The sequence below is a fragment of the Actinomadura litoris genome (genome assembly GCF_009733595.1).
GTDB lineage: Bacteria > Actinomycetota > Actinomycetes > Streptosporangiales > Streptosporangiaceae > Spirillospora > Spirillospora litoris.
In genome coordinates this window covers 201,335-222,229 of record NZ_WOFH01000014.1, presented here as the reverse complement: position 1 = coordinate 222,229, position 20,895 = coordinate 201,335, and the positions used below count along the sequence as shown (strand labels likewise).

Annotated in this window: 37 protein-coding genes; 24 read left to right on the top strand and 13 right to left on the bottom strand. The window is 72.4% G+C overall.

Going from position 1 to position 20,895, the window contains the following annotated elements:
• The first annotated feature begins 16 nt into the window (after positions 1-16).
• The 21 genes from GNZ18_RS33505 (at position 17) to GNZ18_RS33405 (ending at position 10,411) form a co-directional block, all read left to right on the top strand.
• Complete coding sequence (locus GNZ18_RS33505) at positions 17-1,237, top strand: coiled-coil domain-containing protein (RefSeq protein ID WP_156220645.1); 1,221 nt, start codon at positions 17-19, stop codon at positions 1,235-1,237.
• The gene (locus tag GNZ18_RS41535; RefSeq protein WP_216651523.1) at positions 1,230-1,700 is read left to right on the top strand and encodes a hypothetical protein; all 471 of its coding nucleotides are present in this window, start codon (positions 1,230-1,232) and stop codon (positions 1,698-1,700) included. Before GNZ18_RS33505 ends, GNZ18_RS41535 begins: the two co-directional genes overlap by 8 nt.
• Positions 1,693-2,166 carry an ASCH domain-containing protein gene (locus GNZ18_RS33495; RefSeq protein WP_156220644.1) on the top strand — a complete coding sequence of 158 codons (474 nt, stop codon included), beginning with the start codon at positions 1,693-1,695 and terminating at the stop codon, positions 2,164-2,166. The genes GNZ18_RS41535 and GNZ18_RS33495 overlap by 8 nt, the downstream gene beginning before the upstream one ends.
• Positions 2,163-2,390 carry a hypothetical protein gene (locus tag GNZ18_RS33490; protein WP_156220643.1) on the top strand — a complete coding sequence of 76 codons (228 nt, stop codon included), beginning with the start codon at positions 2,163-2,165 and terminating at the stop codon, positions 2,388-2,390. The genes GNZ18_RS33495 and GNZ18_RS33490 overlap by 4 nt, the downstream gene beginning before the upstream one ends.
• Positions 2,383-2,700, top strand: coding sequence for a hypothetical protein (locus GNZ18_RS33485; RefSeq protein ID WP_156220642.1), 318 nt, complete (start codon positions 2,383-2,385; stop codon positions 2,698-2,700). Before GNZ18_RS33490 ends, GNZ18_RS33485 begins: the two co-directional genes overlap by 8 nt.
• A complete protein-coding gene (locus GNZ18_RS33480) occupies positions 2,697-3,092 on the top strand; it encodes a DUF4326 domain-containing protein (RefSeq protein ID WP_156220641.1) in 396 nt (131 codons plus the stop codon). Before GNZ18_RS33485 ends, GNZ18_RS33480 begins: the two co-directional genes overlap by 4 nt.
• Positions 3,089-3,853 (top strand): DNA-methyltransferase, encoded by a 765-nt coding sequence (locus tag GNZ18_RS33475; RefSeq protein ID WP_216651522.1) that lies wholly within the window; start codon positions 3,089-3,091, stop codon positions 3,851-3,853. Before GNZ18_RS33480 ends, GNZ18_RS33475 begins: the two co-directional genes overlap by 4 nt.
• A complete protein-coding gene (locus GNZ18_RS33470; RefSeq protein WP_156220640.1) occupies positions 3,850-4,404 on the top strand; it encodes a hypothetical protein in 555 nt (184 codons plus the stop codon). The genes GNZ18_RS33475 and GNZ18_RS33470 overlap by 4 nt, the downstream gene beginning before the upstream one ends.
• A complete protein-coding gene (locus tag GNZ18_RS33465; RefSeq protein WP_156220639.1) occupies positions 4,401-4,625 on the top strand; it encodes a hypothetical protein in 225 nt (74 codons plus the stop codon). Before GNZ18_RS33470 ends, GNZ18_RS33465 begins: the two co-directional genes overlap by 4 nt.
• Positions 4,625-4,963 carry a DUF6248 family natural product biosynthesis protein gene (locus GNZ18_RS33460; protein ID WP_156220638.1) on the top strand — a complete coding sequence of 113 codons (339 nt, stop codon included), beginning with the start codon at positions 4,625-4,627 and terminating at the stop codon, positions 4,961-4,963. Before GNZ18_RS33465 ends, GNZ18_RS33460 begins: the two co-directional genes overlap by 1 nt.
• Entirely contained in the window at positions 4,960-5,154 is a 195-nt protein-coding gene (locus tag GNZ18_RS33455; protein WP_156220637.1) for a hypothetical protein, read from the top strand. Before GNZ18_RS33460 ends, GNZ18_RS33455 begins: the two co-directional genes overlap by 4 nt.
• 4 nt (positions 5,155-5,158) lie before the next feature.
• Positions 5,159-5,392: a DNA-directed RNA polymerase subunit alpha C-terminal domain-containing protein gene (locus GNZ18_RS33450; protein WP_156220636.1), complete on the top strand. Its 234-nt coding sequence runs from the start codon at positions 5,159-5,161 to the stop codon at positions 5,390-5,392.
• Positions 5,389-5,913 (top strand): DUF6011 domain-containing protein, encoded by a 525-nt coding sequence (locus GNZ18_RS33445; protein ID WP_156220635.1) that lies wholly within the window; start codon positions 5,389-5,391, stop codon positions 5,911-5,913. The genes GNZ18_RS33450 and GNZ18_RS33445 overlap by 4 nt, the downstream gene beginning before the upstream one ends.
• Positions 5,910-6,152, top strand: a complete 243-nt coding sequence (locus GNZ18_RS33440; RefSeq protein WP_156220634.1) for a hypothetical protein — start codon at positions 5,910-5,912, stop codon at positions 6,150-6,152. Before GNZ18_RS33445 ends, GNZ18_RS33440 begins: the two co-directional genes overlap by 4 nt.
• Positions 6,149-6,424, top strand: coding sequence for a hypothetical protein (locus tag GNZ18_RS33435; protein ID WP_156220633.1), 276 nt, complete (start codon positions 6,149-6,151; stop codon positions 6,422-6,424). Before GNZ18_RS33440 ends, GNZ18_RS33435 begins: the two co-directional genes overlap by 4 nt.
• A 16-nt stretch (positions 6,425-6,440) precedes the next feature.
• Positions 6,441-7,091 (top strand): hypothetical protein, encoded by a 651-nt coding sequence (locus GNZ18_RS33430; protein ID WP_156220632.1) that lies wholly within the window; start codon positions 6,441-6,443, stop codon positions 7,089-7,091.
• Between the two features lie 2 nt (positions 7,092-7,093).
• Positions 7,094-7,516 carry a hypothetical protein gene (locus tag GNZ18_RS33425; protein WP_156220631.1) on the top strand — a complete coding sequence of 141 codons (423 nt, stop codon included), beginning with the start codon at positions 7,094-7,096 and terminating at the stop codon, positions 7,514-7,516.
• Positions 7,513-7,938: an NUDIX domain-containing protein gene (locus GNZ18_RS33420; RefSeq protein ID WP_156220630.1), complete on the top strand. Its 426-nt coding sequence runs from the start codon at positions 7,513-7,515 to the stop codon at positions 7,936-7,938. The genes GNZ18_RS33425 and GNZ18_RS33420 overlap by 4 nt, the downstream gene beginning before the upstream one ends.
• Positions 7,939-7,980: 42 nt before the next feature.
• Positions 7,981-8,715 (top strand): hypothetical protein, encoded by a 735-nt coding sequence (locus GNZ18_RS33415; protein ID WP_156220629.1) that lies wholly within the window; start codon positions 7,981-7,983, stop codon positions 8,713-8,715.
• Between the two features lie 212 nt (positions 8,716-8,927).
• Complete coding sequence (locus tag GNZ18_RS33410; RefSeq protein ID WP_156220628.1) at positions 8,928-10,067, top strand: methyltransferase domain-containing protein; 1,140 nt, start codon at positions 8,928-8,930, stop codon at positions 10,065-10,067.
• A gap of 101 nt (positions 10,068-10,168) precedes the next feature.
• Positions 10,169-10,411, top strand: a complete 243-nt coding sequence (locus tag GNZ18_RS33405; RefSeq protein WP_156220627.1) for a hypothetical protein — start codon at positions 10,169-10,171, stop codon at positions 10,409-10,411.
• Positions 10,412-10,481: 70 nt separating this feature from the next.
• Here the strand turns inward: GNZ18_RS33405 and GNZ18_RS33400 are convergent, their stop codons facing one another.
• From GNZ18_RS33400 to GNZ18_RS33375, 6 genes are all read right to left on the bottom strand, one after another.
• The gene (locus GNZ18_RS33400; RefSeq protein ID WP_156220626.1) at positions 10,482-10,982 is read right to left on the bottom strand and encodes a hypothetical protein; all 501 of its coding nucleotides are present in this window, start codon (positions 10,980-10,982) and stop codon (positions 10,482-10,484) included.
• Positions 10,983-11,071: 89 nt separating this feature from the next.
• Positions 11,072-11,524: a hypothetical protein gene (locus GNZ18_RS33395; protein WP_156220625.1), complete on the bottom strand. Its 453-nt coding sequence runs from the start codon at positions 11,522-11,524 to the stop codon at positions 11,072-11,074.
• A gap of 39 nt (positions 11,525-11,563) precedes the next feature.
• Positions 11,564-11,704, bottom strand: a complete 141-nt coding sequence (locus GNZ18_RS33390) for a hypothetical protein (RefSeq protein ID WP_156220624.1) — start codon at positions 11,702-11,704, stop codon at positions 11,564-11,566.
• 85 nt (positions 11,705-11,789) lie between these two features.
• Positions 11,790-11,942 carry a hypothetical protein gene (locus GNZ18_RS33385; protein ID WP_156220623.1) on the bottom strand — a complete coding sequence of 51 codons (153 nt, stop codon included), beginning with the start codon at positions 11,940-11,942 and terminating at the stop codon, positions 11,790-11,792.
• Between the two features lie 72 nt (positions 11,943-12,014).
• On the bottom strand, positions 12,015-12,299 hold the full coding sequence (locus GNZ18_RS33380; RefSeq protein ID WP_156220622.1) for a hypothetical protein: 285 nt from the start codon (positions 12,297-12,299) through the stop codon (positions 12,015-12,017).
• A gap of 24 nt (positions 12,300-12,323) precedes the next feature.
• Positions 12,324-12,776 carry a hypothetical protein gene (locus GNZ18_RS33375; protein ID WP_156220621.1) on the bottom strand — a complete coding sequence of 151 codons (453 nt, stop codon included), beginning with the start codon at positions 12,774-12,776 and terminating at the stop codon, positions 12,324-12,326.
• A gap of 153 nt (positions 12,777-12,929) precedes the next feature.
• On the opposite strand from GNZ18_RS33375, the gene GNZ18_RS33370 reads away from it, so the two are divergent.
• From GNZ18_RS33370 to GNZ18_RS33360, 3 genes are read left to right on the top strand one after another with little or no spacing between them, the layout of a single operon-like run.
• Positions 12,930-13,154, top strand: a complete 225-nt coding sequence (locus GNZ18_RS33370) for a helix-turn-helix transcriptional regulator (RefSeq protein ID WP_216651521.1) — start codon at positions 12,930-12,932, stop codon at positions 13,152-13,154.
• Positions 13,151-13,546 carry a RapZ C-terminal domain-containing protein gene (locus tag GNZ18_RS33365; RefSeq protein WP_156220620.1) on the top strand — a complete coding sequence of 132 codons (396 nt, stop codon included), beginning with the start codon at positions 13,151-13,153 and terminating at the stop codon, positions 13,544-13,546. Before GNZ18_RS33370 ends, GNZ18_RS33365 begins: the two co-directional genes overlap by 4 nt.
• A complete protein-coding gene (locus GNZ18_RS33360) occupies positions 13,543-14,052 on the top strand; it encodes a hypothetical protein (protein ID WP_156220619.1) in 510 nt (169 codons plus the stop codon). Before GNZ18_RS33365 ends, GNZ18_RS33360 begins: the two co-directional genes overlap by 4 nt.
• Positions 14,053-14,117: 65 nt before the next feature.
• Here the strand turns inward: GNZ18_RS33360 and GNZ18_RS33355 are convergent, their stop codons facing one another.
• From GNZ18_RS33355 to GNZ18_RS33325, 7 genes are all read right to left on the bottom strand, one after another.
• A complete protein-coding gene (locus GNZ18_RS33355) occupies positions 14,118-15,020 on the bottom strand; it encodes a metal-dependent hydrolase (protein WP_156220618.1) in 903 nt (300 codons plus the stop codon).
• On the bottom strand, positions 15,014-15,445 hold the full coding sequence (locus GNZ18_RS33350) for a hypothetical protein (RefSeq protein ID WP_156220617.1): 432 nt from the start codon (positions 15,443-15,445) through the stop codon (positions 15,014-15,016). The genes GNZ18_RS33355 and GNZ18_RS33350 overlap by 7 nt, the downstream gene beginning before the upstream one ends.
• A gap of 4 nt (positions 15,446-15,449) precedes the next feature.
• Entirely contained in the window at positions 15,450-15,722 is a 273-nt protein-coding gene (locus GNZ18_RS33345) for a hypothetical protein (RefSeq protein ID WP_156220616.1), read from the bottom strand.
• A gap of 58 nt (positions 15,723-15,780) precedes the next feature.
• Positions 15,781-16,146 (bottom strand): hypothetical protein, encoded by a 366-nt coding sequence (locus GNZ18_RS33340; RefSeq protein WP_156220615.1) that lies wholly within the window; start codon positions 16,144-16,146, stop codon positions 15,781-15,783.
• A gap of 53 nt (positions 16,147-16,199) precedes the next feature.
• The gene (locus GNZ18_RS33335; protein ID WP_156220614.1) at positions 16,200-17,081 is read right to left on the bottom strand and encodes a hypothetical protein; all 882 of its coding nucleotides are present in this window, start codon (positions 17,079-17,081) and stop codon (positions 16,200-16,202) included.
• A gap of 225 nt (positions 17,082-17,306) precedes the next feature.
• Positions 17,307-19,514, bottom strand: coding sequence for an FtsK/SpoIIIE domain-containing protein (locus tag GNZ18_RS33330; protein ID WP_156220613.1), 2,208 nt, complete (start codon positions 19,512-19,514; stop codon positions 17,307-17,309).
• A complete protein-coding gene (locus GNZ18_RS33325; RefSeq protein ID WP_156220612.1) occupies positions 19,514-20,887 on the bottom strand; it encodes a hypothetical protein in 1,374 nt (457 codons plus the stop codon). The genes GNZ18_RS33330 and GNZ18_RS33325 overlap by 1 nt, the downstream gene beginning before the upstream one ends.
• Positions 20,888-20,895: the final 8 nt, after the last annotated feature.

Here is a 20,895-nt window from a genome sequence, read left to right as displayed (position 1 = left end):
CCCTCAGGAGACCGAGATGACCAACCCGACCACACCCAAGGCGAGCGAGCTCAAGCCGGGCACCATCGCCGACATCACCATCAAGGGCGCCCGCATCGAGCGCGGCAGCATCGAGGGCCACGACAGCGACACCACGCGCGTCGTCCAGGTGGCCATCGTCAACCCGGACGGGCGCAGCTACTTCACGACCCTGCCGATCGAGTGGGCGCCTGTCGTGGTCGAGCCCGTCGGCCAGGGCGAAGGCCCGCCACAGACCGACGAGGAGATGCACCGCCAGCTCGCGAGCGCGATCGGCGGCACGATGATCCTCCGGACGTCGGTGGACGAGATCGCTACTGCTGCGCTGAAAGTCGTCCACTCCGAGCAGGAGCAACTCCGCGCCCTGCTGGCCGTCGTGGCCGCCGAGCGCGACGAGGCGCACCGGCTCGGCGGGCGGCACCGCACCGACGCCGCGCGGGCCGAACGCGAGCGCGACGCCGCCCGCGCCGAGGCGGACCGGTTCGCCGAGGACCGCGCCGCCGCGTACGACGCGCTCACCGACCAGGGGCGCGCCGCGATGGAGGTGGCGGGCTGCCTGGCGGACGGCATCAACGCCGTCACTTCCGCGCTCACGGACGCCGAGACCGAGGTGGAGCGGCTCCGCGAAGAAGCGGCCGCTGACCGACAGGCCCTCGATCGTGCCGCCGCCGATCACGCGCAACTCCAAGTCGACATGGGCGAGCAGCGCCGCGAGCTGAAGAAGGTCGAGGCCCACCGGGGCCGGCTCGCCGAGCAGGTGAACGGCGACCGTCTCCACGCCGTCATCGAGGCCGCGCTCATCGCCTACTGGTGCCTCGAACGCGGCAAGGAGCCGGACCAGCTCGATATCGCTGCCGCTGGGTCGCACGCCTACATGCTCGTGGACGCTCTCCACCACGCAGGGATGCCTACGGGGCGTGCGCCTGCGGCTGATGCGCATGGTGTCCGCGAGGCCGTGACCGAAGCCGTCCGCGCCCTCGACGGGGCGGAGGCGGATGAGCCGGTCGACAGCCCCTGCATCCCGTACCTGGCGCTGGTCGGTCACCGCGTCGAGGTGCTGACCATGGCCGACGAATCCGTCACTGGCCTGCTGGTCCGGTGCGACAGGGACGCCCGCGAGCTGCGCTTGGTGACGTCTGCGGGAGAGCAGGGGATCCCGTGGGATCTGGTCGCCGCCGCACGCCCCGCTGTGGAGGGGGCGGAGGTGTCCCGTGGCTGAGCAGACGCCCGCCGACGACGCCCTCGACCTGGTCGAGCTGGCCGCCGCCGCGATCTGCGACAGCGACGGCGTCACCCAGACCTGGGGCAAACTCCACCGGACGACCGCCGACCACTACCGGCGCCTCGCCGCCCAGGTGTTGAACGTGGTCGCGCCCGAGATCGAGCAGCGGGCCCACGCCCGCGCCGCTCGTACGCTCGCCCAGCTCGCCACGGAGGACGCGAGCGGCGAGCCCCGCCGGTTCCAGCTCGTCCGCCACCGGGACGTCACCGGCGTCTCCGGCGCCGGCCTCGTCGCGGACGGCGTGCTCTGGCCGGACGGGACCGCGTCGGTCCGGTGGCGCGGTGAGCATCCCTCGATCGTGTTTTGGGATCGGGGGCTGGAGTCGATCGAGCGGGTGCATCTGCATGGCGGGGCGACCGTCGTGCGGTGGCTGGACGCGCGGGAGGCCGCCGGTGCCTGAGCTGACGCCCCCCGACGAGCTACGCGGACTCACGATCCACCAGCCCTGGGCCAACGCCATCGCCTCCAACGAAAAGCGCATCGAGAACCGCGCCTGGCGCTACGCCCCCACCTACTGCGGCTGGGTCGCCATCCACGCCGGCGCCGCTACGGCCACCCAGTACGCCGTGGAACGAGTCGCGGAGATCACCGGCACCCCCGTCGACGTCGTGATGCAGAGGTCCCGGGCGCGTTCGGTGATCCTCGCGGTCGCTCGCTTGGCCGCCGTGTGCTCGGAGTCGGCCGGTGCGACGGAGCTGGTGTGTGGGTGTGGGCCGTGGGCGATGCCGGGCCAGCGCCATTTCCGGCTGGCCGACGTTCGGCCGATCCCGTCGCCGGTTCCGTGTAAGGGCGCGCTGGGGTTGTGGCGGCTTCCGAGCCATGTGGACGCCGCTGTCCGTGCCCAGCTTGGGGAGCGTGTCGCATGACGCCGCAGGAGGAGTTGCGCGCCGCCGCCCGGGTGCTGCGCGAGCCGGACCAGAAGCACGTCGCACCGGCGCTCGCCGAGCCGCTCGCGGTGTGGCTGGAGCAGGCCGCCGACCGCCTCAACGCCGCGCACCAGACCTGGCACGAGCACCTCGCCGCGCAGCCCCTCGCCGTCGCCCGCGCGATCAACCACACCGCCCCGGCCGAGGAGGCCACCCATGCCTGACCTGCCGAACCCGCCCGGCGGCCACACCGTCCGCCCCCGCTGCGGCGTCCCCTGCCTCGCCCACGGCCACCACAACTGCGACCGCAGCCCCGGCCACTACGACATGCACCGCGACGTCCAGCAGAAGGGCGACCACACGTGCGAGTGGGAGACGCCGGGGCCGAAGGACGTGCCCACGCTCCTCGCTGAGGTGATGCATCTCCGGGCCAGGCGGGATGAGCTGACGAGCCTGCTGAACGACCCCGACCGGCTCGCAGTCCATCTCGCCGAGACACGGGCGGTCCTCTCCAAGGACGGCGGGGAGTCATGAGCCCCGTCCGGATCCAGAGGCGCCGTGTCGCGGGCTGGCGCATGCCCCAAGGCGTCGTGTACGTCGGCCGCCCGACCAAGTGGGCCAACCCCTGGCGGATCGTCCCCGTCCGCGACAACCACTACCCGTGGGGCGAGGCCGCCGACGTCATCCACGAGACCCGTCACGCCAGCCTCGGCCGGTTCGAGCGGTTCACCCGCATCCCGAACACGGGCGCGCCGTACTGGGCCGTGCATGCCTTCAAGCGGGAGCTCACCCCGGAGTTGCGGGCCGCCATCCGCCGCGAGCTGGCGGGCAAGGACTTGGCCTGCTGGTGTCGCCTGGATCAGCCGTGCCACGCCGATGTCCTGCTGGAGATCGCTCGCGGAGGCGAGACCGGGAGGCGGCCGTGACGCACCCGTACTACGAGGACGACCACGTCCAGCTCTACCTCGGCGACATGCGCGAGGTGCTGCCCGCCCTCGGCATCACCGCCGACCTGATCGTCGCCGATCCGCCCTACGCGGAAACGAGCCTGGCATGGGACCGGTGGCCGGACGGCTGGCCCGCCCTCGCCGCGACCGCGAGCAGCAGCATGTGGTGCTTCGGCAGCATGCGGATGCTCCTTCACCGCCGCGATGAGTTCGCCGACTGGCAGCTCAGCCAGGACGTGGTGTGGGAGAAGACCGCCGGGAGCAGTCCGGCCACAGACCGCTTCAAGCGCGTCCACGAGATCGCCACCCACTGGTATCGCGGCGAGTGGCGCGGTGTGCACCATGCGACGCCGCGTCACGTCCCGCCCGGTGGTGCCCGGTCCCACACACAGCCCGGCGAAAAGGTTGCCAAGCGAGGACCCCGCGCGGAGCATCTGGGCGTCTACGGCACCGGAACGTGGGTGGACGACGGAACCCGATACATGACCAGCGTCATCGCGTGCAAGAACTTGCGCGGCTTTGCCATCCACCCCACGGAAAAGCCGGTCGGCATCCTGCGCCCGCTGATCGAGTACGGGTGCCCGCCCGGTGGCCTGGTGGTCGATCCGTTCGCGGGGAGCGGCTCGACGCTGGATGCCGCCCGGCTCATCGGCCGTCGCGCCATCGGCGTTGAGTGGCACGAGCCCTATGTCGAGGCCGCTGCCCGGCGTCTCGCGCAGGCGCCGCTGGAGTTGGCATGAACCGGCCGGATCCGTGGGTGGCGGAGGCGGTCGAGCGCAGTGCCCGCGAGGTGGCCGAGGCGACGCAGCCGCCGCCGGTGGATCTGCCGGAGGATCCCGTCGCGTATCTCGCGTGGCTTCGGGATCGGCCTGAGCCCACGCGCCCCATTGGCCCCGTGCGTCCCTCAGGTCCCCGTAGGCGGGCGAAGTGGTTGAACCCGGACCAGTTCCGCACACGGCGCACGCGCGGCCGTCTCGCGCCCGCTGAGACGTCCCCGGCATACGACGCTGCGGTCACCCGGCTTCAGCGCCTACCCGACTGCGGCGCCGCCTCCATCGAAGCCGCGCGCGCCCAGCTCGGCCCGACCGCCCCGTACACCGACCTCGTCCTGCACGCCGCCGCCCACCCCGTCGCACCACCCCGCGCGGACAACCACGGACACCGGCGGACACGCGCGGACAACGACGGACACCCCGCCGACGCACCGACCTGCGGGACCTGCGGCACCGCGCTTGACCCCGACGGCACCTGCTGGACCTGCACCACCACGACCACCCAGGAGGCGTCGTGATCACCGCGACCCTGCCGCGCCCCACCGGCCCCGGACTCGACCACGACTTCGTCCACGTCTACTGCTGCGACCCCGACCGGGCGGTATGCGGCCTGGACGTCGCCGACCGCAAGGACCTCGGCGACGCCGACCCCTCCGACGAGGACTGCCCCTGGTGCGGCGCCATCGAGCAGCTGGGCTCGCCATGCGGCGCGGTGGACTGCCCGGACTGGGGGGCCTGATGACACCGGAAGCCGCCGCGTGGATCCGCGCCAACGTCCTCCCTCCCGCCCTCCGCGCGCCCATCGCGACCTGCCCCTGCGAGTGGGGGCCGTGCTCGAACTGCGTGCACGGCGACCACGACCGGTGCCGCGCCGGCGAGCCCGCCGTGTTCCCGGCGGGGTGGGTCACCAACAGCAAGGGCTCGGTGGTCTCGCCTGCGCCGTCGAGCGACGCGCGGGTGTGGCGGGTCGGCCGGCCGTGCGCTTGGCGGTGCGCCTGCGACTGCCGCGTCGTGCCGTCCGAGGCCGTCCAGCTCGACTTCTTCGCTGCCTGGGACGAGGAGCTCTCGATGTCATGAGCGTCAGCCACCTGGTCAGCACGGGCCATCTCCCGGAGGTGCGGGCCGTGTCCTGGTCCTGCTGCTGCGGCGCCTCCGAGGTCCGCCACTACGGCCGGACCGTCACCGCGGTGTGGGCGGTCCGCCTCATGCAGGTCCGCGCCGACCGGCACCGCATCACCGCTGCTCACCACCCCACCACCAGGAAGTGACCCCATGGCCACCACCCGCACCCTCCAGCCGGGCGACCCGATCGCGTTGCTGAACCTGTCGCCCCGCGCCTACAACGCGCTGATGCGTGAGGGGATCCGCACCATCGGCGACCTCGCGGCGTGCGATGCGTTCGATCTGCTCGACATCCGCAACTTCGGGACCAAGTCGCTGGATGACGTGCACACCGCCCTCATCCAGCACGGCCTGGCGCTCAAGAACGGCGCGGGCCCGGCATGAGCATCCGCGTGGTCGACCCCACCTGCACCGAATGCGGAAAGCCGCTCACCGACCCGGCATCCCGTGCGTTCCGGATTGGGCCCGAGTGCCGCAAGGGGATGACCACGGCTCAGCTTCGTGACGCGATGGCCCGTGCGCAGGAGGCTGACAACCCGTTCCGGATCCCGGAGGAGCGGCCCGCGTCTATCCAGGCCAGGGTCAACAACCACAACGCCCGCGCGATGACGGAGCCGGACGGTGTGCAGCTCTGCCATCACGAGAACGTCGTCGGCCGGTGTGCGGATTGTCGCCGTGAGGCCGACCCGTGGCGCGCTGCCGAGATGATCCTCCGCCAGGTTCGCGCGCAGCCGTATGCCGAGCGGCGTGCGGAGCGGATCGCCGTCCAGGTCGCGCGGCGGGACGCCGGGATCCCCGCACCCGCCGCACGACCCGCCCCCCGACCGTCCCTCCGCCGCGCGGCCGAGCCCAAGAAGCCCAAGCGCGCCACCGCGCACCCCACCGGACAACTGGAGCTGCTTTGAGCCCCCTCGAAACCCTCATCGCCAGCGCGGTCCGCAACTGGCACACCGACCACAACATCGTGTGCCAACACGCGCGGGCCATCGACTACGGGAGCCTCGCCGAGACGCTCGCGTCGCAGGTCCGCGAACAGATCGCCAGCGAGATCGAGGGGCGCGCGACCAAGCTGGACACGACCGGCTGGCATGCGAGCGCTGATGAGCTTCGGGAGGCCGCCCGGGTCGCGCGAGGTGGGACGTGACCGGTAAGTCAGCCGGGCAGCCGGTTGCGCAGCCGGCTACGGCCGAACTCCTCGCCCTCGCCGCCAAGACCCGCGAGGACATCAACATCCGCGACCTCGAAGGCGCGATCGCCGGGGCGCTCACCGAAGGGGTCCCTTGGGCGGTCGTGATGAACCAGACCGTCCGGATGCTCGCGCAGAACGACGGCGATGTCCGTGGTCTCCGGACCGTGTTCGCCGAGCTAGTGAGGCTGCACCACGGCAACCGCCGCACCGAACGAACCAACTTCTAGGACAGGACTCGACACCATGCCCTACACCACCCACGGCCACTGGTACGGCCCTGGCGAGCCGGCTAAGCCCGGCCCGCGGCTGGTCGCGAAGTGCAACGGCCTCGGGGGCTGCGCCGCCTGCCGCGAAGAGGCCGGCCTGCTGCCGCTGCCCGAACCCGAGACCACACCCATGGCTGACGCGCCGGACGTACCCGAGGAAGCGGTCACGGCCGTCGCCGAACTCCTGCTCCGCGACTACGACGCCGAGTTCAACGCGGACCACCTGCGATGGCAGGACTTCGCCGGGCAGGCCCGCAGGGTGATCGAGGCTGGCGCGCCACACATCAAGCGGAAGACCCGCGGGCAGGTCATGACGGAGCTGTTCGGCTCACGGCAGGAGGTCGTCGCCCGGCGGTCCGAGCCGCGCACCGCGGACGACACGGTGCGGCTGTGCGAGATGGCACGGCCCGGCGAACACGAACGGCAGGTCCGCGAGCAGGTGGCCGCCGAGATCCTGGCCAAGGCCGAGCCGTACCGCGACGCCCTGACCGGTCCCCGCGCGTCGTTCCGCCGTGGCATGGAAGCCGCCGCCCGGCACATCGTGCCCGCACCGACGCCGCAGGAGATCGCGGATGCCATCGCCAACGGTGGCGCCGTGTTCTGCAACCCGCCCGAGGAGGATCGGTGACCATGCCTACGGACCCGACGCCGCCTGAGCCCGCGCTCCGCGACCAGCTCGCCGAAGCCATCCGCGCGACTGTCCGCATCAAGCCCGGCCCCCGCGCGGTTGCTGACCTCGCGGCTGGGCGGTCCATCCCGATCTCTGGTGGTGAGGCCGATGTCGCGGCGCTGGCCGTGTTGCCCGTCTTCGAGGCCGCGCTCGCGACCGTCCGGGCGTCCCGTGACCGGGCGCATCAGGCGGCGGTGGCATTTGAGCGCCGCGCGATCGCGAGCGCCAAACGCGCCGAGCAGGCCGAGGCCGCACTCCAGCGCGCCCAAGAGTTGGTCGACCTCCTCGACCAGAACGTTCCCGAGGCGGAGGGCAACGAGCAACTCCGCCGACTCATCAGCCTGTTCCACGCCGTCCTCGACCAGCCAGGAGTTACCCCGTGACCGACGTCTACCGGAAGGTCTCGGCGCTCGTCGTCCGGGACGGCTGCGTCCTCACCATCACCGCGTCCCGGCACCCTGACATTTACTGCATGCCGGGCGGCCCCGCGGTCGAGGGTGAGAGCCACGAGGCGACGTTGGACCGGGAACTGGCCGCCGAACTCGGTACCGGCCTGGCGGGCCTCACGTACGTCGACCGGTTCGAGGCGGTGTCCGGGATCGACGGGGCGCTCGTCCTCACCGAGCTGTACCGGGTCGAACTCACCGGCGAGCCAGCCGCCGTCCAGCCCGGCCGGGCACTGCGGTGGGTCCACCCGTTCGACCAGGATGTGGAGGTGTCCACGAGCGTCCACGGCGTTCTGCATCACGCGATCGGGGCCGGGCTTCTGCACGCCGCCCTCGACCAGCCTCCCCACCCCGCCTAGCACTCACCCCGAAACGTCCGACCAAGACGGTAAGGAACCCACATGCCGACCAACACCAACCCCCGACCCGACAACGAGCAGCCCACGCCCGAGCAGCTCGCCACCGCCATTCGCACCCTCCAGAGCGCATGGGACGGCGCCTGGACCCCCACCCCCACCGGTCCCGTCGACGACCCCGACGAGTGCGACTGCGCCGGCGAGTACGACGACGGAACCCCCCGCTGCAACTGCGGCGACGCCTGTACCTGCGCCAACTGCAACCTGCTCGCCGTGCAGCGCATGGCCACGTGCCAAGGTGTCGCAGGCTGCGGACGCCCCACCCGCTACCGGGTGAGCGCCTGGTCGGTCCGACCGAACTACGCGCGCCCCGACGACGCCGACCCCAGCCCCCGCGACGAACACGGATACGTGCAGGTCGGCAACACCGTCCAGCGGACCTGGAGCCTGTCCGCCTGCGGGTCGGTGTGCGCGCGGGCCGTCATCGACCGGCACGCCCACATGGGCGCCCACATCCACTTCGAGGTCGAGCGGTGGACCTACCAGCCCGACCTCGCTGAGCTCCCCAGAGCGCTCGGCGTCGCTGTCGGGTGCACGGGAGCCGCGCACCGCGCGCTCAAGCAACTCGCCGTCGACGTCTACCGAGGCGGTGGCCGAGCCTCGCGGTTGTGGTCGATGGCCGCGCGGCGCGAGCTGGCCGGTGCGGCCGCGGCCATGGCTGACGTGCCCGAGCCCGCCGACGGGCCCGAGCTGCTCGTCGTGCGCCGGGCGCTGGTGTAGGTCGGCACGGTTGTCTGACCGCCGGGCTAGACCACCGTTGGTCAGGGCGCTAGTACCGTCGGTCACCGCACTGTGGGCACGTCCGCTCGACCCCGGAGGAGAACCATGGGCAAGCACGGCGACCGATCCGACGAGGACTCCTACGAGCCCGACCGTCCCGTCCCTCCCGCCGAGAAGGACGAGAAGGGCAAGCCCGACAAGGGCAAAGGCAAATGACCGTCCACACCACCGACACCAGCGCACGCACCGACGCGCTCACCGACACCCTGACCGCCCGCGGCTTCCTCATCAGCACCCGCACCCGGGACGCCTTGCACGCCGCCCCCCGGCACCTGTTCGCGCCGGCCCGCGGCTGGTTCGCGACGAACGGCCCCGGCCCCCGCCACCGCATCGACCGCGACGCCGACCCGGACGTCTGGTGGGACGCGGTGTACAGCGACGGGTCCATCGTCGTCCAGGCCGCCGACGGAGCCGCTGACCCGGCCCAGGGCGTCGCCGAGGCCACGTCTTCGCTGTCGGCCCCGGGCGCGGTCGTGGCGTTCCTGGAGGCGCTCGACGTCCAGCCCGGTGACCGGGTCCTGGAGATCGGCACCGGCACCGGGTGGACGGCGGCGCTGTTGACCGCGCTCGGCGCGGACGTGACCACGGTGGAGGTCGACCCGGGCCTCGCCGCTACTGCCTGCGAGACCCTGGACCTGGCCGGGTTCGACCCGCTCATAGTCACCGGCGACGGTGCGCTCGGCGTCCCCGATCGTGCGCCGTTCGATGGTGTCCACGTCACCTGCGGTGTCGGTGATGTCCCGTATGCGTGGGTGGAGCAGACCCGGCCGGGCGGCCGGATCGTGGTCCCGTGGATGCCGGAGTACGGGGAAGGCCACAAGGCGGTCCTGACCGTCACCGGCGACGGGCACGCGGTCGGCCGGCTCATCGGGACCACGAACTACATGATCCTCCGCGCGCAGCGCAGCACCTTGACCGTGCCTGCGGACATGGCGGGCGCGGATGAGACCACCACGGACCTCGATCCCGGTGAGGTGACCGGCAGTCTCGGCGCGGACGTCGCGATCACCGGCGCGCTCCCGGATGTCATGGGCGCGCCCCGCGAGCGGGACGGCGTGGTCGAGGTGGAGTTGGCGGACACGGCCGGGACCTCGTGGGCGCGGGTCCGGCAGGGCGACGGCGAGCATCGGGTGTGGCAGGCGGGGCCGCGGCGGCTGTGGGACGAGGTCGCCTCCGCGTACGAGCGGTGGACAGGGTGGGGGCGTCCCGGCCGGGAGGAGTTCGGGCTGACCGTGGGCCCCGACCGTCAGGTGGTTTGGCGCGACGCCCCGTCCAACATCATCAGCCCCTGACGCGAGCGCCCGGGTTTCCAGTTTCAGCAGTCAACTGGAAACCCCTCCCGCCCACGCCGGGCGTCCCGGATCCTGGGAGCCTCCCAGAAAGGAAGGCCCTCATGGCTGACGAAAACCTCCTGACGATCTCCTTCCCGCCGGCCGATGTGGACGAGGCCGTCGAGCGCCACAAGCGGTTGACCGCGGCCGCCGAGGACCTCGGGGGCGCGGGCGGCACGTGGAAGGTCAGTGAGGGGTGGTTCTCGGTCCATGCCAGGACTCAGGCGGGCAGGGACCGGCTTCAGGCGGAGGCGGTGCCGTTGCCGTCGGGCTGGGCGATGCGGATCGGCGCCGGCCCGGCCTGACCACGCGATGAAGGGCCCGTACCGGTGGGGTACGGGCCCTTCGCGTTCACGGTCTCATTGGGGTGGCTGGTCAGCCCTTCTCCACCCTCTGGACCTCGTTGTCGGAGACGACCAGGTCCCACCGGTCGTCCGGGTCGTCGCCCTGCGCCTCGACCGTCCCGCTGAGGACGTGGTCGAACGTGAACTCCGCGAACTCCGGCGGGTAGAACCGGCCGACGATCGGCGCCTTCAGCTCGGCCTGGACGTCCGCGCCTTCCGACAGGAACGCGTTGATCAGGTACTCCATCCACTCGGTGGCGTAGTAGAACTTCTCCATCCGGTTCCACTCGATCGCCGTGCCGTCGGGTGTCGGGACCCAGTCGCACCACAGGCCCGGCTGTTCCGGGGGCGGGGAGTTGGGGTCGACGACGCCGGTGTCGTTCTCCTCGGGGCGGCGGTTCCCCAGGTAGTAGGGGCCGGTGTCGCGGTGCATCCGGCGGGAGTCGGAGAACCGGCGCAGGTAGCTGATTTCGCTGGGGTTGAGGGGCGGCTCGATCTGGATCTTGCCGGTGAAGTCGGTGTCGTAGCCCATGCGCGCCTTCCTTTGGTGGTGGGTTGGGCCTGGTCTGGCGGCCTGCCCCGGTCTCGTCCGCCACCCGCGGACGAGACCGGGGCGGGGCGTCAGGTCAGGGTTCCGGTGGGGACGTACCGGGCGCCGTACGCGCACGCCACGCTCGACGCCGCGAACACGACATCGTCCTCACCGTCGCCGAGGCCGTTCACCCCGGCGACGTCACAGACCTTGCCGAGGCGCCCGTCGGTCCGCTCCACCACGGCGAGTCGGCCGATCAGCCCCTCCCAGTTCGGGACGGTGCCAGCGAACTGGCGGGCCGCGTCCCGGCCCACGCGCTCCACCGTGACCGTGTGACCGGTCAGACCGGCGCGCTCGCGGGTGATGAGCGGGTGGACGTCCGTGACGTGGTGGAGGCTGACCGACCTGTACTCGCGGGTTCCGCCGTCCGCGTGCCGGACGATCACGACGGACCGGACGAAGCCGGCGAGGGTGACGATCTCCTTCTTGGTGGTGCGGAGTTGCGTGCCTTCCGGCAGCTGCTTGAGGTCTTGGAGGTCCATGGGTCTCCTTCGGGTTCGCGGTGGGGTAGATGGGGCTGGTCAGACCTCGTTCGAGATCGCGGCCTCGCAGTCGTCGCACAGGTCCCGGCGGACCTCGCGGCCGTTGACGTCCTCCTCGCAAGGGTCAGGGCGTTCGCGCACGTCGGGCTTGGTCACGGCGCACTCGGTGCAGCGCTGCATCGGGATCTCCCTCCGGTGGGGTGGGGTGGGGTGCTGGTGGATGCTGGGCGCTCCCCCGGCGGGGTGGGGAGCGCCCAGCACACCGTCAGCGCCTCCGAGGAGTAAGCGCGAGAACCAGGACCCAGCACGTGACCGCGATCCCGCCGATCAGGGCCAGGACACCGAACCCCTGGGTGGTGACGGTGACCGCGAAACAGATCAGCGACGCGAGCGCCGCGACAGCGCGGAGCGTGTACATATCGGGGTCCTTCCTGATCAGGGGGGTGAGCCGGCGTCCTGTCTCGGGCCGGTACCGGCCCGAGACGGGGCGTCAGCTTGCGAGGACGGCGCGGGCTTCCTCAACGTGCTGCCGGACCTCGGCGCGCTTCTTCGTCTTGGGGAACTCGCGGACGACGATGTCGTCGGTGTCCTCAGCAGTGACCTGCCATCCGGTCCAGCGGCCGCGGCGCCACGTGTCGCCGATGGTGATCAGGCCGCCGTCTACGCGCATGGTGATGCGGCAGACGGTTTCGCCGTGCCATGTGCGGCGGTCGACCTCGGTGGCGATGCCAGCCTCGGCGAGGGTGGCCGCGAGCCGGTCCCAGCGTGCGCTCATCTTGGTCTCCTTCGGGAAAGCAGTTCAGGCGGCGAGCAGGATGGCGGTGGTGCTGGCGAAGGCGCCGTTGTCGAGCAGGTCGAGCGCGTCGCCCGCGATCAGGTGGTTGCAGCGGCCGAGGCGCTGGCCCGCTTTGCAGGTGCACGACCGCTCGACGGTGTCGGTGAGGTAGGTCGACACGCCGTCGGAGCCGGTGGCGAGGTACACGCCGTCGAAGCGGGTGGGGACGATCGCGCCGTCGAGGATGAGCTGGACGGCCTTGTCCTTGACGGCCTGCGGGTTTTTGAAGGCGGTGGTGTCGATGGCGTTGACGGCGACCTCGACGACGGAGGCGCGGGCTTCTGCGAGCGCGGCGGCCTCTGCGCGCTCCTTGCGGAGGCAGGGGCGGGTGATGCCTTCGGCGACGGAGCGGGGGTTGGTGAGGAGGGCGCGGCAGCGGCGGCAGTGGGCCGTCTTGGTGGTGGTCCGCTTCGCCATGTCACCCTCCAGTCTTTGTCGTCCTGATGTAGACAAGGTTAGGAGAGGCGAGCAACCTTGTCAACATCAGAGAGACGAAGTAGCTTTGAGGGACCGCCACAACCCACGGCCTAGACTTTGTCCCCATCAAGTAGACGATGGGAGCCCGCACCCGTGACCAAGCCCGACCCCGACGCCGACTACTGGACACTCCAAGACGTCGCCGACCACTACGGAATCAAGTACGCCTCCGCGCGCCGCTACCGAGCCCGCGGCGAACTCCCACCCGAGGACAAGCAGTTCGGCCGTTCACCGGTCTGGAGGCCGGCCACGATCCTCGCCCATCAACGACCTGGCCAGGGGGCCCGCACCGACCTCCAGGAGGACACCAAGACATGACCGTCCACCTGGTCTCGTTCGGCTACCTTCACGGCCCGCCCCCGCCCGCCGACCATGTCGAGGACCTCCGCCACCAGCTCGCCGACCCGGCCGGCTACCACCGCATCCTCGCGCTGTTAGAGGTCAGCCCGGTGGATGGGCGGGACCAGGCGGTCCGAGAGGTCGTGCTCGCCGACTCCGCCGCTGCCGAACTGCTGGACCGGCTCTACGCCCGAGCGTGCGCGCCGGGCACCGCGTCGATCGGGTTGGGCTGCTCGCAGGGGCATGACCGGTCGGTCGCTGTAGCGGAGCTCCTCGCGGCGCGGCTACGGGAGTCCGGCCGCCTGGTCACGGTCGAGCACCTCCACGTCCAGCGGCCCCGCATCCGGCATACCCCTGGGAGCAGTCCATGATCAGGAAATTGTTAGACCTGTCCAGCGTCACGGCCACCGCGATCGCGATCGGGGCCACGGCCGGTGTCATCGCCGGTCAGGTATCCGCGATCCTGGGATGGGCGGCGTATCGGCTCGCCGGCTGGTCGGCCCGGCGCCGATACGCGGACACGCGAGCCGCCGAACGACGGAGATGGACGGGGCTGATCGACAACATCCCCGGCGACCCGCTCAAGTTCGTCGTCGCGGTCGTGCTCACCGCGGCCTGCCTGGGCGTCATCGCGGTCCGGCACAGGAGGCGACTCGTGTTCGTAGCTGCGGCGGTCCCCGTGGCCGTCTCCCTCGTCGCCGCCAGAGAGGCGTCCAGGGATGTGGACAGGGCAGCGCACGCCGAGGCTCGCACGTACTGCTTGACCGAGCGCCTGCCGGGTGAGTCGTCGGAGGTCTGTGTCAGTAGAAGGGCGGAAGAGATTCGTGAGCAGAGCTGGGCGCAGGCGCAGGCGACGTCGCTCGCCATCCTTCCGTAGGCGCTGACGCCGAGCATGCGAACGGCCCCGAACCGGTGTGGTTCGGGGCCGTCGCCGCCGCGCCGCTACCCGTGCCTGGTGATGGCGTTCGCGATCCCGCTGTTCCAGAACACGGTCACCGCAAAGATCACCATGCACGCCCACGTCACCGGCCCCCGCTCGATGGGCGAGTTCGTCCTGAACGCGCGAGGCCCCCGCGCGGTCAGCGACCACGGCCATCCGAGCGGGCAGCCGCCGACGGTGGCCATGTCTCCGGCGATGTGGACGATGACGCCGAGGACGACCGCGAAGGGCACCACGCGGAGGTTCGTGTCGCCGACGAGTAGGACGAACGTGACCGGGATCGGCAGCAGGTCGTCCACCTCGGTCCGCAGGCGCGTCCACCGGCGGATGTGGAAGACCCTCGCCGCCGACGCAAGGGTGAGGACGAGCAGGACCGCGAGGACGCCGGTCCCGGTCGCGTGCGGGTCCACGGCCGCGCCGACGGCGAGCGCCAGGGCGACGACGCCGAACACCCCGGCGGCCGCGGGTCCGTGCCAGCGTTCGGGGTAGACGCGTCGGCCGCGCCGCCGGTCACCCGGCCACGCCATCCCGGCCAGCAGCCCGGAGCCCGCGAGGACGGCGGCCAGGGCGATCCCGGCCACCGCCCAGCTCGTGCTCCCCGAGCGGAGCGCGGCGCCGAGGAACGCCAGCAGCGCGACCACCGCCACCCCGACGAGCGAGTGCACACCCCTGCGGTGCCCGCCGGCGACCCACGCGACCGCGCACGCGAGCCCCCGGGACAGCGGCCCGAGCGTCCGCGCCACATGCGACTCGCGGTGATCGATGTCCGGGAGCATCGCCGCACCCGCACACACGACGGTGCCGAGGGCGAGCTCGGGGAGGGACAGGTGCGCGACCGGCGCGGCCGGGACCGCCAGCACCCCGAACATCATCGCGCCGCTCAGCGCGTGCGTCTTCCCTAGCACCGCAGGTCACGCCCCCTCGGGCTCAGCTCGTGCACCGTCGAGCGACCCCCGTGCGCCTCGCGGTCGTGCTTCACTGCGGCGCCGCGCGCGCTCTGGGCGGTCTTGTAGTTCACGCCCGCGGTAGGCGCCGGGCCGCCCCGGCGGAAGGTGGCCAGGCACGTCCCGCAGCGCCAGCAGTAGCCGGTCCGCAGCGGGTTGCCGTACACGAGCGGCCCCGGGCCGACCGTGAGCTGACCGGCGCCGGGTTCGACCACCGCCGCGACCGCGTAGACCGCGCGCTCGATACCGGACGTCGAGGCTGCCTCGCGGAACAGGCGGCTGCCCTTGGCGAGGTCGCCTCCCCGGATCGCGGTGACGATCTCGGCGGCCCAGGGTGGCGCGGTGGCGGGTGTGTAGGCGCGGATGTCGAGCGTCTTCGCGGGCACGACGTCACTCGCTGTCCGGGCGGGGCATGGCGCGGCACCGCTCCGCATGCGTCTGCGCCCACTCCTGCGCCTGCTCCGTCGCCCGCTTGCCGCCGTCCTGCCGGACCGACCCCGCCCTCTCGAACGCCCGCGTGGCGTGCGCGACGGGGCAGCCGCGGCAGACCGCCGTGATCCCGGCCCGGCTGCGCATCAGATCGACCGTCGCGCCGCCGACGGTGAGGTACCGGGCGATGACGCCCTCCGGCCAAGCGGCCGGCTGCTGGGTTGTGGGGGGCATGGTTCCTGTCCTTTCGATGATCGGTTCCACCGGCTCGACGGCCGGTCCGTTCAGAGATTCAGGCCGGTACGGTCGCGCGGCCGCCGAACGCCGCCGCGTACCTCGCCGTCCACAGGTCCTTCACGCGCACCGCTCGGTCGTGCCGAGCGCCGCCCAGGTCCGCCCGGACCTTCCGCACGCTCACGGTCGCCGGGTCCACTCCGAGGTACTTGCGCATCAACACCGCCACGGCGTCCTCGTCCGCGTCCGGCCTCGACTGCTCGGGCAGCTGGCCGTCGCTCTCCTCTCCCAGGACGTCGGCCAAGACGGCGCGTACGACGTCCTCGGCGATCTCCGGCCCGACCCACTGCCGGACTCGGCCCTGCGCCGCCGCGCGGACGACGTCCTCTGAGATCTCGACCGGCAAGGTGATGATCGTCGGCACTGCCTTCTCCTTCGCTTGGTGTGTACGGGGCCGCCTCGTACGGCCCCGTTTGGCTAGGCGTCGTCGGTGCCCGTACGGGTGCCCGTACGTTCCTCGGCCGCCTCGCGCGCGGCCCGTACGGTCTTCTCGCACCACGACCGGCCCCACCCCGTACGGGCCTCCAGCTCGACGTACGCCGGTTCCCACGTACGGCCTTCCGTACGGGCCGTACGGATCTCGTCGGCCAGCACCTCGACCCAGTGCGCGCGGCCTTCCCGTACGCCCCGTACGGGTGCGCTGACCTGGTCCGTACGGGTCGTACGGGCGGACACCACGGCGCGCGTACGGGCCGCGTGTTCGGCCGTACGGGGCTCGCCGGAAGGCGTACGCGGCTCCGGCGTACGGGTCTCTTCGCCCGTACGCTCCGGCACGTACTGCTCGTTCCGTACGGCCCGCAGAACGCCCTGCGGCGCCCGTACGTACGGCGTCCCGATCGACCTCTCACAGATCACCGGCTGCGCCGTACGGACCGTCGTCGTACGGGTCTTCTCCTTCGTACGGACCGGTGCCGCCACCCGCACCGGGACCGGGTCGGCGATCAACACGTGCAGAGCGATCAGCGTCGCCAGGTCGCCCACGGTCGGGAACAACACCGCGACCGCCTTGCTCCCCATCCAGTGCATCAGCAGGTCGTACTGCGCCAGGATCGAGATCCCGATCGCCGCGAGCATCACGCCGTACGTCAGGGTCCGCTGCACGTTGCCGCACCGGACCCTGGCCGCGAGCGCGGAGGTGCCGAGCGCGAGCAGCACGGGCACTGCGCCGGTCGCGACGGCCAGCGGGTGCGGCATGCCGGTGTCGAAGGCGTGCCACAGGTTCCAGAGGAGCTGGTTGGCGGCTGCGATGGTCAGGACCGCGCACGCCCAGATCAGGCCGGGGCGTTTCTGCGTGCTCATCGTGTGTGTCCTCTCGGTCTCCCACACCCCCCACACCCCTCCCGGCCGGGGGGTGTGCGCGGTCCCCTGGCCCGGGGAAGGGGCCCCTCGCACGGAGGGGTGTGGGGGGTGTGGGGGTGTGGTTTACGCAGGTCAGCGGGCTGTGGGGGGTGTGGGGGTGGGTGTGGGTCCCACACCCCTGACACACCCCCTCCCACACCCCGGGTGTGGGAGGGGGTGTGGGGGTCAGGCCGGCGCGTCCGGGCGCCACCGCGCGACCTCCTCCGGCGGCACCAGCTCACCCGACCGGATCCGCTCGGCGGCCGCCTCGACCTCCGCGCGCTCGTACCCGCGGCCGCGGCGCCCGTCCACCGTGAAGTCCGACTTGAGCGGCCGGATGTCGAGCTGGGACAGCAGCCCCCCGAGCGACTCGGCGCGGCTGCCGATCTTCTCGGCGATCTGCCGGGTGTGCATCCGCTCGGCGGAGCCCATCGCAGCGAGGACGCGCACGACGAGTTCGGGGACGACGACCTCGTAGGCGACGATCGCCTCGAACGCGGCGGCGTCGGCGGCGTCGTCGCGCGGCCCGGCGGGCGTGTCCGGGGTGGCGTTGCGGAGCCGTTCGGCGGCGGCGTCCAGGTCGGCGAGCGCGTCGTTCAGCCCGGCGAACTTCGACCCCGCGTCCGGTCCGTCCGGGGGCGTCGGCGGGAGCGCACCCCGCCCCGTCGGGGCCTGCCGCTCCCGCCGCTCAGGGCTTCCACCACCCGCCGACGGGACGGGCATTCGTCCACCGGCGGCCGCGAGCAGATGCGCCGAGCGCTGCCACCGCTCCTCGAACACCCGCTGCCACTCCGCCGACATCCGCAACGTCACCTCATCCAGCTCCGGCCGCCACGCATCCTGCGCCACCGCCACCGCACGGATCATCGACGGCGACGTCCGATACCCCTTGAACACCCGCGGCGGCTCCTGCCCCGACCGCACATGCCCGTAGCCGGTGTGCGGCGCGTCCTCCGGCGACGGCCCGCCCCGGCCCCCCGCCCAGTCGTAGAGGTAGCCCAGCTCCTTGCGGTCGTTGACCTTCATGCCGATGCGGACCTGCGCCTGGGCGAGGACCTCGGTCGGGATGTACTCCGACAGCGCCCGCAGCGCGCACGTCACCGTCCGCACCGCCGCCGCGCGTCCGCGGTCGGAGATCTGCGCGATCCGTTTGGTGACCTCGCGGCCAGTCGCGCCCGCTTCGTCGGTGACCAGCACCAGCTGCGGGGTGGCGGGGGTTGCGGCGAGCTTGTCGTCGTCACGGGCCTGGTTCGCGGCGTGGTAGGCCCGTTTGCGGTGCTCGATCGCGGCGATCAGCCAGTCGCACATCATGATGGCCTCGTGTTCGTTGTCGGCCACCCACAGGATCGGGGACCGGGCGATCGTCCCGTCGACCCAGGGCGACAGCCACGGCAACGCGACGCCGCCGCCGTTGTAGTCGATCACCAGGACCAGCACGTCATGGCAGGACAGCAGCCCGGCCACGATCGTCTGCAGCTCGTTGCTCTTCCCCGACCCGGTCGCGCCGACCAGGACGGCGCAGCTGTAGCGCAGCGGCACGTCCGCCTGCGCGCCGTTGCGGACCACTCCGACGGGGATCGGGTTGTTGATCGTGCGGGGTTCGGTGGGCAGTGGGAGGGCGATGTCGTCGCGGAGCGCATCGACGATGGACACCTCGATGAGCGCGCGGCGCCGTGACCTGCCCGGCCCGATCTCGACCCCGCACCCCTGGGGCAGGTCGGCGGCCGCGGCGAGGTTGTCCTGGTAATTGGAGAGCGTCTGCCACGTCACGCCCGTGGTCGGGAGGACCAGTTCCAGGGTGTAGCCGGTGCACCGCTCGACACCGCCGGGGCCGGGGAACATCCAGTGCTCGACGGCGACGACGACTTGCTGCACTGGTGGCCGCTTCCCGGTGCGGGGGTCGAGGGGGCGCAGCACGATTTGGGTCACCCGCTCGATCCGGGTGACCCACTCCCCGGCGATGCCCGTCAAGCGTTCCTGCTCGGCCGCGTCCACGGCGGCTACGGACGCCGCGGCTTCCTGTGCGGCGTGCCGTTCGGCGACGACGCGGTCGCGGGCGCGGATCGGGCGCGCAAGCCCGGCGGCGGTGACCGCGCCCGCCGCGAGCGTCCACCCGAGCGTGGCCGTCCACCCGGTCGTGACGGCCTGCGCCAGCCAGAGGGTGCTGCCGCTGATGCCTGCGATCCGGTAGCCGAGGCCGAGCCAGGAGCGGCCGTCGTGGGCCGCGCGCCAGCTCGTCACCCCGGCCGCGGTCGCGCCGCCGATCAGGACCCATTCCGGGGAGACGTCCAGGACGGGCAGCGTCCCGACTTCGTAGGCGGTCGCCAGCGCGATCGTCGCGTGCAAGGGCCCGGACACCGTCCCGTGCCGCCACCGCCAATCCACGCCGCCCATCAGACGTTCCACCGCTCTTCGCTGGGACGCGGCGCTTCGTGGCGCTTCAGGTCCTCCTCGTGCAGTTTGGTGATCGCGGGCTTGATCTCCGCCGCGACCGACGCCATGCGGGTCTGGGTCTTCGCTAGCTCAACGACCAGCTCACTGATCGCGGGGTGCAATGGCAGTTCCTTACGGCACCGTGTGGCCATCCGCTCGAACCCTTGGGCGATCCACGCCAGCGCGTCGGGCAGCATCTCGATGTCGTGGTACATCTGCACCATCCCGCCCGCGCCGGGCGGCGGCTCGTACCGGGCGAGGGACTCGGCATGCTCCTGCGCCGTTGCGACGAACGACGGCACGCCACCTCCGCTCTCACGTCGGGTCATGTCTTCTCCTCTGCTGGTGTTGGCCGCCGGGTCGGTCGGCCGGTTCACTTTTGTTTCGATCCGCGGCTGGTCGCGCTCGGCGTCGGTGTCCGCCGGGTCCTGGCCGCGTAGGCGTGCCATCGCCCGCCGGGCGAGTGTCCGGCTCGCGGTGTAGCTCCGCCCGTAGGTCCAGGCCGCCGCGCTCCACAGGCCCGCCCCGGCGAGGCGCCGCCACCGGATCCGGGTGGGGTGGGCGTGGGAATCCTTCAGGGATGCGCGTGCGGCGCGTGCGGCGTCGCGTCCGGTGCCGCCGCCGGCGACGGCGCGGTGTGCGGCGCGGGCGGCGCGGGCGTTCCGGATGGCGGCGGTCGTCGCGTGGTCCATGCCGCGTCGGGTGCTCCGGGATCCCGAGCGCGCGGCTCGGCCGGTCGCGGCGGTGGCGCGGCGGGCTGCTCGGGCGGGGCCGCTCACCGCTGGGCTGGCCGTGGCGCGGCGTGCCGCGGATCCGAGCCGCCCGGCCCTTGCCCGTCCCGCGACCCCGCCCGCGCGCATGCCAGCGGCCCGGCCGCCCGTGGCGCCGCCCTTGGCGGGTGAGCGTCCGAACGACTGCGGCGTCCGGCTCCCACTCGCTCGCGTCGAGCCTGTGCCGGGCATCCGCATCTTCGCCGCGCTCGACCGGCCGCCCGTCGACCACGTCCGGGTCCGCGTCCACGCCCGCCCTGAAGTACCCACCCGGCGGCGCCCGGCGACCCCGGCCGCGCCCGTCCCGACCACGGCGGCCGCGCCGGCGGCCAGACCGATCCAACCCCCGGCGTGGAACAGCGCGGCGGGCACGGCGGTCGCGACCTCGGCGGCCATCGCTGCCGAGGGTCCGGCGACCACCTGCGCGGGACGGGGCGCGTCCTCGGCCGGCTGTGGCGTCCGCTCGATGTCCTCCGCGGGCGCGGGGTTGTGGTGTTCGGGGGGTGGGGCGGGTGGCGGGTCGGCCTCGGCCCCGGCGGGAGCCTGCTCTGCGGTATCCCGCACAAGTCCTC